The following is a 12,384-nucleotide window of genomic DNA, read 5'->3' as shown; positions in this document are numbered from 1 at the left end:
GGTGAATGAGCGTGAACAATCGTAAAAAAGTTCCTATGCGCAAATGTGTCGCAACCGGTGAAATGAGACCGAAAAAAGAACTCGTTCGCATCGTTCGCTCAAAAGAAGGAGAAGTAACGGTCGATCTCACCGGCAAAAAATCCGGGCGTGGTGCTTATCTTTCAAAGGAAAAAGAAGCAGTGATGCTTGCAAAAAAGAAAAATATATTAGCCAATCATTTAGAAGTTAAAATAGAAGATTCTATTTATGAAGAACTTCTTGAGCTAATTGAGAAGGAGAAACGACAATCCAAATGAGTGTAAATCAATGGATGTCATTGCTTGGCTTAGCAAATCGGGCACGAAAAGTTACTTCGGGTGAAGAACTTACTATCAAAGAAATTAGAAACGGTAAAGCGAAGCTCATATTGCTATCAGCAGACGCTTCTATTAACACAGCAAAAAAAGTGACAGATAAGTGTAAATCCTATCATGTTCCATACAAGCTTGTAGAGAATCGGGAAATACTTGGCCATGCGATTGGAAAGGAAGCCCGAGTTGTCGTAGCGGTATTAGATGATGGATTTGCCAAAAAGCTGAAGTCGTTGCTCGATTAATTCCAGCGGGGGTGAAAGTATGAGTAAAATGCGCGTTTACGAATATGCAAAAAAACAAAATGTTTCAAGTAAAGATGTCATAACGAAATTAAAAGATATGAATATTGAGGTTTCTAATCATATGACAACAATTGAAGCGGCTGCCGTTCAAAAATTAGACGGAATCTATGGCAAGAAAGAAGAGAAGCAACCTCAAATGCAGAATAAACAAACAAACACTCAAAAACAAGAGCAAGTAAAACCAAAAACTAATTCAACTTCTAACAATCAGCAACCGGCAAACAAAAATACTTCCTCAAAGCCAACACAGAAGTCAGCTGATGGAAGAAGCCAAGGTCAAGGGAATCATTCTAACAAACCTTTCAATAAAAATAACAACAGCCAAAAAGGCAATAATAAAAATAAGAATAATAAAGGCAAACAGCAGCAAGCAGCTGCTTCACCTGCTCCTAAAAAGGTTAAGGAGCTTCCAGCAAAAATTACATTCACCGAATCTTTGACAGTTGCTGAGCTAGCGAAAAAGCTGTATCGTGAGCCATCAGAAATAATCAAAAAGCTATTCATGCTTGGAGTAATGGCAACAATCAATCAGGATCTTGACAAAGATGCGATTGAGTTGATTGCAAGTGAATACGGCGTAGAAGTAGAGGAAGAGGTAATTATTGATACAACGGATTTAGAAGTGTATTTCACTAATGATGATGATGCGGATTTAGTGGAGCGCCCTGCTGTTGTAACAATTATGGGTCACGTAGACCATGGGAAAACAACAACTTTGGATTCCATTCGGAATACTAAGGTAACAGCTGGTGAAGCTGGTGGAATTACACAGCATATTGGTGCTTATCAAGTTGAAGAAAATGGGAAAAAAATCACGTTTTTAGATACACCAGGACATGCTGCATTTACAACGATGCGTGCACGTGGTGCTCAGGTTACTGATATTACTGTACTTGTCGTAGCAGCGGACGACGGAGTAATGCCGCAAACGGTTGAAGCGATTAATCATGCTAAGGCTGCAGAGGTACCAATTATCGTTGCTGTCAATAAGATGGATAAAGAAGCTGCTAATCCTGATCGAGTTATGCAGGAATTGACTGAATATGGATTAGTTCCAGAAGCTTGGGGCGGGGATACTATTTTTGTACCAATTGCTGCCTTAAAAGGGGAAGGAATTGATAATCTTCTTGAAATGATTCTACTTGTTAGTGAAGTAGAGGAATATAAAGCCAACCCAAATCGCAATGCGGTAGGTACAGTTATTGAAGCGCAATTAGATAAAGGGCGTGGCTCAGTTGCGACCCTACTTGTTCAAAATGGAACATTAAAAGTAGGAGATCCGATTGTTGTGGGTAACACTTTTGGTCGTGTCCGTGCAATGGTGAATGATTTAGGACGACGAGTGAAGACTGCTGGTCCTTCAACACCTGTAGAAATAACAGGTCTGAATGAAGTACCTCAGGCAGGAGATCGTTTTGTCGTATTAGATGATGAAAAGACAGCTCGCCAAGTCGGTGAGGCGCGTGCACAGCAAGCGTTACAAGCACAAAGAAGCGAAAAAACTCGAGTAAGCTTAGATAATCTTTTTGAACATATGAAGCAAGGTGAAATGAAGGAACTAAATATTGTTGTTAAAGCTGACGTACAAGGTTCAGCTGAAGCCCTTACAACTGCTTTACAAAAAATCGATGTTGAAGGGGTAAATGTTCGAATTCTTCATACAGGTGCTGGAGCAATTAATGAATCAGATATTACACTTGCTGCTGCTTTTAATGCAATTGTCATTGGCTTCAATGTTCGCCCTGATATTAATGCGAAGCGTGCTGCAGAAGCGGAAGGTGTAGAAATACGTTTACACCGTATTATTTATAAAGTTATTGAAGAAATTGAACTGGCAATGAAAGGAATGCTTGATCCTGAATTTGAAGAAAAAATTATCGGTCAGGCTGAAGTACGCCAAACTTTCAAGGTTTCTAAGGTTGGTACGATTGCAGGTTCTTATGTAACAGACGGAAAGATTACTCGTGATAGTGGCATTCGTTTAATCAGAGATGGCATTGTTGTCTTTGAAGGAGAAATTGATGCATTAAAGCGTTTTAAAGATGACGCTAAAGAAGTAAATCAAGGGTATGAATGTGGGATTACGATTAAAAACTTTAACGATGTAAAAGAAGGAGACGTCATTGAAGCGTACATTATGCAGGAGATTGAGCGCAAATGATCATTGGCTTAGCAGCCTGTGAATGTATTATTTATGATGCACATTCTTTAAAAGAAAAACGAGCAGTTTTGCTTCGTATTCTTACCCGATTGAAGCAGAAATTTAATATTTCTGCCTCAGAGGTGGATTTTCAGGATGTATGGCAACGTACAAAAATAGCCATCGTTGCAGTCTCCTCCTCTAAGGTAACAACGGAACATGAATTACAAAACGCGCTTGCGTTCATTGATTCTTTTCCTGAGATCGAACGGACAATAACTGACATTGAGTGGCTTTAAGAAGAGGTGAATATAAATGAGCCTTCGAGCAAATAAAGTTGGAGAGCAAATGAAAAAGGAATTAGGCGAAATTATCGGCCGAAAAATTAAGGATCCTCGGATCGGGTTTGTAACAGTAACGGATGTTCAAGTTACTGGTGATCTCCAACAAGCAACTGTATATATTTCAGTTCTAGGTGATGATGAACAAAAGGAAAATACGCTAAAAGGCTTAGCGAAAGCAAAGGGCTTTATACGTTCAGAAATTGGACAGCGTATTCGCTTGCGTAAGACACCTGAAATTTTCTTTGAATTCGATGAATCCATTGATTATGGCAATCGGATTGATACATTACTCCATCAAATTCATGATGAAGAACGTTCGAAAGAGAATGAGGATTGAAATCATCAATACTTTTAATGGATAGACATTCGTCTATCCATTTTTTTAAATGAAGGGTGTATAACTTTAGAGTTAGAGAATTGTCTAGCTACAGCGCCTATCGCCTATCAAACTTCGGGTCTTCTCCCTACGATAAGTCAACATCGGTTCGCTCACGCTCACCGTGTTTCCTTTATCGCTGTCGTTGTCCCCTCCAGTTTGTACGGCGATGACCAAGGCGCTTCCGCTTTTATAGAAATGGAGGAAGCAGTTTGGAAGGAATATTACCTTTACTTAAACCCAAGGGGATGACCTCTCATGATTGTGTTTTTAAATTGCGCAAAATCTTAAAGATGAAACGTATTGGGCATACAGGGACACTTGACCCCGATGTGACAGGGGTTCTTCCCATTTGTTTAGGAAGAGCGACTAAAGTAGCAGAATACATAACTGATGCAGGGAAGTCATATGAGGGGGAGGTGACAATTGGATTTTCTACAACGACTGAAGATGCTTCCGGTGAGATTGTAGAAAAAGTAAAAGTGGAAGAATCTTTTTCACGTGAAAGGATTTTAGCCGTTCTGGAGAAATTTACAGGAGAAATTACGCAAACACCTCCTATGTACTCAGCTGTAAAGGTAAATGGAAAACGGCTATATGAATATGCAAGACAGGGAATAGAAGTAGAACGGCCATCAAGAACTGTCATGATCTATTCTATTCAACTTTTGGATGATCGAACAACTTTTAGCGGGGATCCAATTCGCTTTCGCTTTCGTGTTTCCTGCAGCAAGGGAACGTATATTCGTACGTTAGCTGTGATGATAGGAAAGGAGCTTGGATTTCCTGCACATATGTCTGACCTCGTTCGGATTCAATCAGCATCATTTAATATCACTGATTGCTTGTCATTAGAAGAAGTAGAAAAGAAAATGGAGACGGGGAATCTTTCAGAAAAGATTTATCCGCTAGAAACAGCTCTTTCTCATTTGCCGAAATATAGGATAAATGATACAGTAGCAAAGAAAGTAAAAAATGGGGCAGTTTTAAACACTCCAATACAATTAAAAGAAACATTGGGCCCAATTGTACTTGAAACAGAGGGTGGCCAAGCGTTAGCTATATATGAACATCATCCACAAAAGCAAGGTTTGATTAAGCCGGCTAAAGTTTTAAGAAATGAATGAATCACAAGAATAAGGCTCTAAAATAGAAAAAAGGTGAACGATCAATGGAAGTTATATCAATTGAACATCCACATCAATTTGAAAAACTGGATTTTCCTAAATTAGTCATGGCGCTCGGTTATTTTGACGGCGTCCACTTAGGTCATCAGCAAGTTATTGTGCAAGCAGGGACAATTGCGAAGGAAAAAGGCATGAAGAGTGCGGTAATGACATTTGACCCTCATCCGTCGGTTGTACTTGGAAATAGCGTCAAACATATAGAATATATTACTCCGCTTAAAGATAAAAAGGCATGTATTTCAGAATTAGGCATTGATTACTTATTTGTTGTCCATTTTTCAAAGGAATTTGCTCACTTATTGCCACAGGAGTTCGTTGATCAATATATTATTGGTCTCAATGTCCAGCATGTAGTTGCAGGATTCGACTATTCTTATGGAAGAATGGGAAAGGGTACGATGGAAACATTGCCATTTCATTCACGGGATCAATTTAGCTATACGACTGTTCCAAAACTGACTAAAAAAAATGAAAAGATTAGCTCTACATTAATCCGATCCTTGCTTCGCGAAGGAAAAATGGAAGAGCTGCCGCAAATATTAGGAAGATATTATCAAACGACAGGTACAGTCATTCATGGAGATAAGCGTGGACGAACAATAGGTTTTCCAACTGCAAATATTCAGTTAGCAGGCGATTACATCATTCCTCCGCTCGGTGTTTATTGTGTCCGTTTCTTTGTTAACGGCAAATGGTATGAGGGGGTATGTAATGTCGGTCATAAACCAACCTTTAAAAATCAGACAGCTGTTCTTCCATCAATCGAAGTTCACATATTTGACTTCGACCAGGAAATATACGGTCAAGAAGCAACAATTGAATGGCATTTGCATTTAAGGAAAGAGCAAAAATTCTCTGGTGTTGATGAACTCGTGGCACAAATTGAGAAGGATAAACAAAATGCTCTTCATTACTTTGAAAAAATCAAGGTTTAGCCTTGCTTTTTGTCACAAAAAGTTGTATTCTTATAAACGTATTAAATGAACCTTTGCTTGGCATGTCGAGTCACCGACGCTTGCTCAGTAAATGGGGATTGATAAATTAGGAGGTGAAACGGATGGCAATCACTAAAGAACGTAAAAATGAACTAATTAATGAGTTTAAAACTCATGAGAGCGATACAGGTTCTCCAGAAGTTCAAATCGCTGTCCTTACAGAAGAAATTAACACATTGAACGAGCATTTACGTACGCATAAGAAGGATCACCACTCACGTCGCGGTCTTTTGAAAATGGTAGGTAAACGTCGTAACCTTTTAACTTACCTACGTAACAAAGATGTTCAACGTTACCGTGAGTTAATCAATAAACTAGGCTTACGTCGATAAAAAGAAAAGCGGAGAGTGCTCGCTTATCGGCGACAAGTATTAGACAAGCTGGCGGGAAGATTGTACTTTTCCTTCTTGACGGATTGCTTATGACCTCGAGCCGATGGCACTCTGAGCTAGACAGTGTAGAAAAGCGGGATTTATCCCGCTTTTTTATTAGCTTTAAAAAGAACACATGTTTACATACATAAACGAGTATTTTAACTAATGAAAAAAGTGTACATACTATGAATGCGTATGATTTCATACTTAACATGTTTATTTTAATTTATAATAGTAAAGGTGTACAGCCTTTAAAGTATACAAGAGAGAGGGGTTACGAAAATGGGGCAAGATAAGCATACCTATTCCATAGATTGGGCTGGCCGTAAATTAACCGTAGAAATCGGTCAATTAGCGAAGCAGGCAAATGGAGCAGTGTTAGTCCGCTATGGTGATACGGCTGTCCTAAGTACAGCTACGGCATCAAAAGAACCAAAGAATTTAGATTTCTTTCCTTTAACTGTGAATTATGAGGAGCGCCTATATGCAGTTGGTAAAATACCTGGAGGCTTTATTAAGAGAGAAGGCCGCCCGAGTGAAAAGGCGATATTAGCAAGCCGTTTAATCGATAGACCTATTCGTCCGCTTTTTGCTGATGGCTTCCGTAACGATGTTCAAGTGGTTAGCATGGTTATGAGTGTTGATCAGGATTGCTCATCAGAAATGGCAGCGATGTTCGGCTCTTCCTTAGCATTATGTGTTTCAGATATTCCTTTTGAAGGCCCAATCGCAGGCGTAACTGTTGGCCGAATAGATGGGGAGTTCATTATTAATCCTTCTGTTGATCAAGCAGAAAAAAGTGATATCCATTTAGTCGTTGCAGGTACAAAGGATGCGATTAATATGGTTGAAGCTGGGGCGATGGAAGTACCAGAAGAAATCATGCTTGAGGCGATTATGTTTGGTCATGAAGAGATTAAACGTTTAATTGCATTCCAAGAAGAGATTGCTGCTGAAATTGGCAAGGAAAAGATGGAAATTGTTCTATATCAGATAGATCCTGAATTAGAAGCGGAAGTTCGCGGTATTTGTGAGAAGGATATGATTGTTGCCATTCAAGTGCAGGAAAAGCATGCGCGTGAAGCAGCCATTAAAGTTGTAAAAGATGGAATCCTTGCAAAATATGAAGAACAAGAAGCAGATGATGAAAAGCTAAAACAAGTGAAGCAAATTCTTGATAAAATTGTAAAAGGTGAAGTACGCCGATTGATTACAGAAGAAAAGGTTCGTCCAGATGGACGCGGCTTAGACGTAATTCGTCCTTTGTCATCAGAAGTAGGATTGCTTCCTCGTACACATGGTTCTGGTCTATTCACGCGTGGACAAACACAAGCTCTTAGCATCTGTACGCTTGGAGCACTTGGTGATGTCCAAATTCTTGATGGACTGGGGATTGAGGAAGAGAAGCGTTTCATGCATCACTATAATTTCCCTAATTTTAGTGTAGGAGAAACAGGGCCAATTAGAGGTCCAGGCCGACGTGAAATTGGTCACGGTGCATTAGGGGAGCGTGCATTAGAGCCAGTAATTCCATCTGAAAAAGATTTCCCATATACAGTACGTCTCGTATCTGAAGTATTAGAATCAAATGGTTCTACCTCTCAGGCAAGTATTTGTGCAAGTACATTAGCAATGATGGATGCTGGTGTTCCTATTAAAGCACCTGTAGCAGGGATTGCAATGGGTCTAATTAAGTCAGGTGAGCACTACTCCATTTTAACCGATATTCAAGGCATGGAAGATCACTTAGGTGATATGGACTTTAAAGTAGCTGGAACGGCAAAAGGTGTAACAGCTTTACAAATGGATATTAAGATTGAAGGCCTTTCTCGTGAAATATTAGAGGAAGCACTTCAGCAGGCGAAAAAGGGACGTATACAAATTTTGGATTCTATGCTTGCCACGCTTGAACAGCCGCGTGTAGAGCTTTCTAAGTATGCACCAAAAATCCTGACAATGGAAATTAATCCAGATAAAATTCGTGATGTTATTGGACCAAGCGGAAAGCAAATTAATAAGATTATTGAAGAAACTGGTGTAAAAATTGACATTGAACAAGACGGAACGGTATTCATATCTTCTACTAATGAAGAAATGAACCAAAAAGCGAAGAAAATTATTGAGGATATTGTTCGTGAAGTCGAAGTTGGTCAAATGTATTTAGGTAAAGTAAAACGAATTGAAAAGTTCGGTGCATTTGTTGAGATTTTTAATGGCAAAGATGGCCTTGTCCATATTTCTGAGCTAGCTGAGGAACGAGTTGGGAAAGTAGAAGATGTCCTTGCATTAGGTGATGAATTACTGGTCAAAGTAACAGAAATTGATAAGCAGGGCCGTGTGAATTTATCACGAAAAGCCGTTCTTCGAGAACAGCGTGAGCAAGCTGAAAAGGCAGAAAAGTAAAGGTTGATCAAGAGAGTCAGGAGGCCACTCCTGGCTTTTTGCATGCAGTTATATTCAAAAATATTCGTGTTTTAAAAATAAGCAAATACTGCATACTAGATAGTGAGGACTTAGGCGTTCTACCTTGTCCCTTCAAAACATAGTGTTAAGTGAAGGAGGCTATATGGATGAGAAAGGTGACTCATTTTGCGATTATTTGTTTATTTGCATTATTGCTCGTTAATAATCCATTTACAGCACAATATGTTTTCGGTTTGAGGACAGAATCTGAAAGCGCTATTAAGCAAAAGGATTCATTGTATACCGAAATTGTAAATAGATCCACTGACTACTACATCCCTCCACAGGATGCCGTTATTGATCGAGTTTGGAAAGCAATCCCTGGATTGAATGGTGTTGAAGTGGACGTTGAAGCCTCTTATAAAAAAATGAAGTCTGAAGGTAAATATGATAAAGATAAATTAGTTTTTAAGCAAATTAAACCGAAAATAAATTTAAGTGATTTGCCGCCAAGCCCGGTTTATAAGGGACATCCAGAAAAAGAAATGGTCGCCTTTATTATAAATGTGGCTTGGGGCAATGAATATTTAACGGATATACTCGCGACATTGAAAAAGCATCATGTATCTGCAAGCTTTTTTTTAGAAGGCAGATGGGTACAAAATAACCCAGATTTAGCAAAAATGATTGATGCCGCAGGACATGAGCTTGGCAATCATTCTTATACCCATCCAGACATGGCAAAAACTTCTGCTGAAAAGACAAGGGAAGAAATTCTAAAGACAAATGAGGTCATTAAAGCAACTACGGAAAAGTCTGTCCAATGGTTTGGACCCCCGAGCGGTAGCTATAGAGATGAAACGGTACTAATCGCCGCACAAGAAAAACTTGGAACGGTTATGTGGACGGTTGATACGGTTGACTGGAAAAAACCTACACCTGATCAATTAATCCAACGTGTAATGGGCAAAGTGCATAACGGTGCACTGATATTAATGCATCCTACCGATTCAACAGCAAAGTCTCTTGATCGTTTAATTATACAAATCAAGAATAAAAATTTACAAATAGGGACAGTTTCAGACGTGTTAAATACGGAACGAACGATGGATAAAAAATAAATGAATGATTTTAGGGGGAGAAACAAATATTTTGGAAATTTTTACGAAGATAGTTTAAACTAGAGGGATGCAGCAGAGTTCTGGAACAGGAGGAATTTTTTTGATTAAGAAGTATACATGTAAAAATGGGGTAAGAGTTGTATTAGAAAATATACCAACGGTTCGTTCCGTTGCCATTGGCGTTTGGATTGGAACGGGTTCAAGGGATGAAAATCCGGAGAATAATGGGATATCTCATTTTCTTGAACACATGTTTTTCAAAGGAACGAAAACAAGAACAGCTAGAGAGATAGCTGAGTCCTTTGATAGTATCGGTGGACAAGTAAATGCTTTTACATCAAAAGAATATACATGCTACTACGCAAAAGTACTAGACACACATGCTAAGTTTGCACTCGAAGTCTTAGCCGATATGTTTTTTAATTCTACTTTTGTCGAAGAAGAATTGGATAAAGAGAAGAAAGTTGTGTATGAGGAAATAAAAATGTATGAGGATACTCCAGATGATATTGTTCATGATCTCCTTAGTAAAGCGATCTATGAAAATCATCCGTTAGGCTATCCGATTCTAGGTACAGAAGAAACATTAGCCACTTTTAATGGTGAAACATTAAAGAATTATGTACATAATATGTATACACCTGATAATGTTGTCATTTCTATTGCTGGGAATATTTCAGAGTCGTTTATTCATGAGGTTGAACAATTTTTTGGGTCATATGAGGGTGGAAGCCGGGAAAAATTAGAACGAAAGCCTGCATTTCATTCAAACAATATTACAAGGAAGAAGGATACAGAACAAGCCCATTTATGTATAGGATTTGACGGTCTTCAAGTTGGTCATGATGATATGTATGATCTGATTATTTTAAATAATATTCTTGGGGGCAGCATGAGCAGCCGTTTATTCCAGGATGTAAGGGAACAAAAAGGGCTAGCGTATTCAGTATTCTCTTATCATTCCGCATTCCAGGACAGCGGTATTGTTACTCTTTACGGTGGAACTGGGGCAGCACAGCTGGATGTTCTATTTGAAACGATGCAAGAAACATTAAGCAAGCTGAAACAAGAAGGTATAACTGCAAAAGAATTAAATAATAGCAAAGAGCAATTAAAGGGCAGTCTGATGTTAAGCTTGGAGAGTACAAATAGCCGTATGAGCAGAAACGGTAAGAATGAGCTTTTATTGGGCCGCCATCGATCATTAGATGAGATCATTGAACAGATTGATGCTGTTACAAAGCAAGGTGTAGATAAAATGGCAAATGAAATATTCACAGATAACTATTCAATTGCGTTGATCAGTCCTGACGGAGAAATGCCAAAAAATAGATAATTACCAGAACAGCCTGTTGCTTTCAGCAGGCTGTTTTTATATAGTCTAATTCTTATTAAGAAACGATAAGTTAGTAAGGAGGATAAAAAAATGGAGGGCTGAAGAATGAGATTAAGTGAATTAAGCGGAAAAGAAATTGTAGATGTGAAGAAAGCAGAAAGATTAGGCGTTCTTGGCCAAACTGATTTAGAAATTAATGAGAAAAATGGACAAATACAAGCATTGGTTATTCCCTCGTTGAAATGGTTTGGTCTAAAAAGACAAGGTGATGAAATAAGAGTTCCATGGAGTCATATAAAAAAAATCGGAAATGATATGATTATTCTTGATATCTCAGAAGAAGAAGAGGAATGAAAAAATTTAGATAATGAGGCAGACTGGCATAGCCAGTGTGCTTTTTTTATTTATATAAAATCAAACTGCACACCTTCTTAAAGGGAGGGAACACGTTTTTCTTTCGTGGAAAACTCACCGTTTTTCATTTCGATACATAAGATGTTGAAGTAGTTCTAATAGAAAATTCCTGTACGAATCTTTAGAAGAAGGTGAGGGTTTCATGCTGACAGGGATACAAATAGCAGTTATCGGCGGAGATGCTAGGCAACTTGAGATCATTCGCAAACTTACTGATTTGGATGCAAAGCTTTCTTTGATTGGCTTCGAGCAATTAGATCATGCTTTTACAGGAGCAGTCAAGGAAAAAATAGATGAAGTGGAGTTTTCAACGAAGGATGCCATTATTTTACCAGTACCTGGAACTGGCTTAGACGGTCAAATTGAAACAATTTTTTCAAATGAAAAAGTTTATTTGCGAAAAGAAATGCTTAATGAAACACCTCCACATTGTACTGTTTATTCAGGAATTAGCAACTCTTATTTAGACGACATAACGGAACAGGCTAATCGGCGCCTTGTTCAATTATTTGAAAGAGACGATGTTGCCATTTATAACTCCATTCCGACTGTTGAAGGAACGATTATGATGGCAATCCAGCATACTGACACTACGATTCATGGCTCTACTATTGCGGTATTAGGGCTAGGTAGGGTAGGGATGAGTGTGGCAAGAACTTTTCAAGCACTTGGAGCAAAGGTGAAGGTCGGAGCTAGAAAAAGTGAGCATATTGCAAGAATTACAGAAATGGGGCTTACTCCGTTTAAATTAAGTGATTTAAATAATGCGGTAAAGGATGTTGATATATGTATAAATACAATCCCGCATTTGATTGTTACAGCATCCGTTATTTCAAATATGCCTGTTCATACATTGATAATTGATCTTGCCTCTAAACCTGGAGGAACAGACTTTAGATATGCAGAGAAAAGAGGAGTAAAGGCATTGCTTGCGCCGGGCCTTCCGGGGATTGTTGCTCCAAAAACAGCAGGGAAGATCTTAGCAAACGTTCTGTCACAATTAATAAAAGAAGATGTAAAAAAGTGAAAGGGGTAACGA

At 38.6% G+C, this 12,384-nt stretch carries 13 protein-coding genes; all 13 read left to right on the top strand.

Annotated features, from left to right (window positions below; genetic code table 11):
- The first annotated feature begins 11 nt into the window (after positions 1–11).
- Entirely contained in the window at positions 12–296 is a 285-nt protein-coding gene (rnpM, locus tag RUH74_RS02330; RefSeq protein ID WP_313798641.1) for an RNase P modulator RnpM, read from the top strand.
- Entirely contained in the window at positions 293–595 is a 303-nt protein-coding gene (locus RUH74_RS02325; protein ID WP_057763245.1) for a YlxQ family RNA-binding protein, read from the top strand. Before rnpM ends, RUH74_RS02325 begins: the two co-directional genes overlap by 4 nt.
- Positions 596–614: 19 nt before the next feature.
- On the top strand, positions 615–2,816 hold the full coding sequence (gene infB, locus RUH74_RS02320) for a translation initiation factor IF-2 (RefSeq protein ID WP_313798640.1): 2,202 nt from the start codon (positions 615–617) through the stop codon (positions 2,814–2,816).
- Complete coding sequence (locus RUH74_RS02315) at positions 2,813–3,094, top strand: DUF503 domain-containing protein (RefSeq protein ID WP_313798639.1); 282 nt, start codon at positions 2,813–2,815, stop codon at positions 3,092–3,094. The genes infB and RUH74_RS02315 overlap by 4 nt, the downstream gene beginning before the upstream one ends.
- A gap of 16 nt (positions 3,095–3,110) precedes the next feature.
- A complete protein-coding gene (gene rbfA, locus RUH74_RS02310) occupies positions 3,111–3,476 on the top strand; it encodes a 30S ribosome-binding factor RbfA (RefSeq protein ID WP_313798638.1) in 366 nt (121 codons plus the stop codon).
- A gap of 251 nt (positions 3,477–3,727) precedes the next feature.
- Complete coding sequence (truB, locus tag RUH74_RS02305; RefSeq protein WP_313798637.1) at positions 3,728–4,642, top strand: tRNA pseudouridine(55) synthase TruB; 915 nt, start codon at positions 3,728–3,730, stop codon at positions 4,640–4,642.
- A 44-nt stretch (positions 4,643–4,686) separates the two neighbouring features.
- A complete protein-coding gene (ribF, locus tag RUH74_RS02300; protein ID WP_313798636.1) occupies positions 4,687–5,637 on the top strand; it encodes a bifunctional riboflavin kinase/FAD synthetase in 951 nt (316 codons plus the stop codon).
- Positions 5,638–5,759: 122 nt separating this feature from the next.
- Positions 5,760–6,029: a 30S ribosomal protein S15 gene (rpsO, locus tag RUH74_RS02295; protein ID WP_053475709.1), complete on the top strand. Its 270-nt coding sequence runs from the start codon at positions 5,760–5,762 to the stop codon at positions 6,027–6,029.
- A gap of 324 nt (positions 6,030–6,353) precedes the next feature.
- Positions 6,354–8,474, top strand: a complete 2,121-nt coding sequence (gene pnp, locus RUH74_RS02290) for a polyribonucleotide nucleotidyltransferase (RefSeq protein WP_313798635.1) — start codon at positions 6,354–6,356, stop codon at positions 8,472–8,474.
- Positions 8,475–8,641: 167 nt separating this feature from the next.
- The gene (locus RUH74_RS02285; protein WP_313798634.1) at positions 8,642–9,595 is read left to right on the top strand and encodes a polysaccharide deacetylase family protein; all 954 of its coding nucleotides are present in this window, start codon (positions 8,642–8,644) and stop codon (positions 9,593–9,595) included.
- A gap of 100 nt (positions 9,596–9,695) precedes the next feature.
- Positions 9,696–10,931 carry a M16 family metallopeptidase gene (locus RUH74_RS02280; RefSeq protein WP_313798633.1) on the top strand — a complete coding sequence of 412 codons (1,236 nt, stop codon included), beginning with the start codon at positions 9,696–9,698 and terminating at the stop codon, positions 10,929–10,931.
- Positions 10,932–11,036: 105 nt separating this feature from the next.
- A complete protein-coding gene (locus RUH74_RS02275) occupies positions 11,037–11,285 on the top strand; it encodes a YlmC/YmxH family sporulation protein (RefSeq protein ID WP_313798632.1) in 249 nt (82 codons plus the stop codon).
- Between the two features lie 202 nt (positions 11,286–11,487).
- The gene (gene dpaA / locus RUH74_RS02270) at positions 11,488–12,372 is read left to right on the top strand and encodes a dipicolinic acid synthetase subunit A (protein ID WP_313798631.1); all 885 of its coding nucleotides are present in this window, start codon (positions 11,488–11,490) and stop codon (positions 12,370–12,372) included.
- Positions 12,373–12,384 lie beyond the last annotated feature (12 nt).

The organism is Cytobacillus sp. (assembly GCF_032154635.1).
Lineage (GTDB): Bacteria > Bacillota > Bacilli > Bacillales > Cytobacillaceae > Cytobacillus.
This window is presented reverse-complemented; position numbering and strand designations above follow the sequence as displayed.